The organism is Corallincola luteus (assembly GCF_004336975.1).
GTDB classification, from domain to species: domain Bacteria; phylum Pseudomonadota; class Gammaproteobacteria; order Enterobacterales; family Neiellaceae; genus Corallincola; species Corallincola holothuriorum.
On the sequence record NZ_SJXE01000028.1, the window covers coordinates 1 to 1,997 of the forward strand.

The 1,997-nt window shown below is 46.5% G+C and carries 2 protein-coding genes; both read left to right on the forward strand.

From position 1 onward, the window contains the following. Nucleotides 1-571: 571 nt before the first annotated feature. Nucleotides 572-1,183, forward strand: coding sequence for a hypothetical protein (locus EZV61_RS19345; RefSeq protein WP_131417685.1), 612 nt, complete (start codon nucleotides 572-574; stop codon nucleotides 1,181-1,183). Nucleotides 1,184-1,390: 207 nt separating this feature from the next. Further along, nucleotides 1,391-1,933, forward strand: a complete 543-nt coding sequence (locus EZV61_RS19350) for a transposase (protein WP_205695419.1) — start codon at nucleotides 1,391-1,393, stop codon at nucleotides 1,931-1,933. Nucleotides 1,934-1,997: the final 64 nt, after the last annotated feature.

Below are 1,997 nucleotides of genomic sequence, written 5' to 3' on the forward strand. Positions count from 1 at the left end.
GCCGTGTCTGACGAGTTTGCTGACGCATCAGGTAAGTATTACGACAATGATGCACGATGCTTTGCGCAGCCGCATGCAGATGCGTTAGATAAAGCCAAACGTGATGAAGTGGTTGCCGCCGTCACCCGCACCATTGAGCGCCTGACTCAGTAGCGCTCTTTCATTGGCATCAAATCGAAAGCCAACGTGGATAAAGCCGCAGAGTATATGTTGGTGAATATGCCGTAGGGGGGCCAACGCGTATATATCTGACGAAAACAGACACTTAAAGTGTGGCTAATGTAGCATTTTTCGATGTTGCGACGAGTTATATTGAATAAAATCGCCGAAAGGAAGTGGCGCCCTCTTATATGGATGTTTCCTTCCTTTCGTTAATCAGTTTAAGCCTTGTCGTATTGTTCGCTGATTTTTTCCTCACTGATAAAAGCTATTGGATCAGTAGGTTATGATTAGAAAATCTAAATCAATAAACAGTGGGATAGGGGATATGACAGGGATAGGTATATATGTACCCTTTATCCAGATAGGTTCCCCGTGTATATCTACTTAGCGTTAGGCCTCTGGAGAAAGTATGTCATTTGACGTTAATATGATGTTCGATTTTTGCTTGTTAAAAATTCAAGAATTCTCACAGAAGCATCAAGGCGAAGCGTTCTATGCCTTTGCAATAGATGCAAACCTACTTTGCTTAAACTCAGAGGAGGTGGCGGCGGACACTTTGGAAAAGTACCAAAAAGAGTGGGAGCGAAAGTTGAGGCAATTCGATTGCTGGGATGACCTTTCGCATCAAGATTTAAGGGATGTGGAGCAACTTCTGCGCATATCAGAAAAACATGCCGGCCTAAATCGTGATGACAAATCCGCCTGCCTAAAGCTCATTAATGATGAAAGAGCGAAAAGGAGCCAGAAACCAAATCCATATTCAAGCCCTGACAGAATCCGCGAGCTTAAAGAGAACACCGGAGACTGGCGTTACCAGGGGTTCGCTGAGCTTACAGCCGAAGTTGGATTTGATTTTGATGCGTATGACGAGCACTACGAGATGGATGCCCATGAGCAGAGAACGAGTGAGTATGCTCAAGCCATGGAACAGCTTCTGAGCATGCTCAACTCGTTTTTAGTTTTTGAAAGTCTTAAGCGAACAAAAGACTTCTATGCCACTCGAGTTGAGCATGACTACTAGGCCTAACAAGTGCTTAAAGTAAATCGCTGCGCAAGCGCAGCAAGGGACACCAGCCACGACGCGGCAAGCCGCTGCTGGCCTCCCTTAAGCAAGCGTTATTATCACTGCAGCAGCATAGCAGCATAAAAGGACACCCACTTTTGTTTGACGAGTTTTTGATCCGCTTCTACGCTTTTGGCTAAGATATCTGAAAGCAAGAAAGCGGATATGACTCGCCCCCGCTCAGAGCTGGTTTCACCCGCTGATACGCCTTACTACCATTGTGTTTGCCGCTGCGTTCGCCGTGCTTTCTTGTGCGGTGAAGATAGATTTACTAATACCGACTACAGCCACCGTAAAGGGTGGGTTCTAGAGCGTCTTAGCCTGTTGGGTGAGGTATTCACTATCGAACTTTGTGCTTATGCGGTGATGTCCAATCACTACCACCTGGTGGTACATCTCAACCCCAAGAGGGCTGAAAGTCTGAGTGATACTGAAGTAGCTGAGCGCTGGGCCAAGCTGTTTACCTGGCCAATCATGGTCGGGCGCTATTTAGCAGGAAAGCTCACCACGGATGCGGAAAAGCAGGTTGCTACCGACATCATTCAACAATGGCGTGAACGCTTGTCAGATATCTCCTGGTATATGCGCTGTTTAAACGAACATATCGCCCGTAAAGCCAATGAAGAAGACAGTGTAAGGGCAGATTTTGGGGAGGAAGATTCAAGTCCCAAACCATTCTGGATGAAGCTGGACTATTGGCTTGTATGACTTATGTAGATTTGAATCCACTGAGAGCAGGAGTTGTCGATACACCGGAACAGTCCGTCGATGT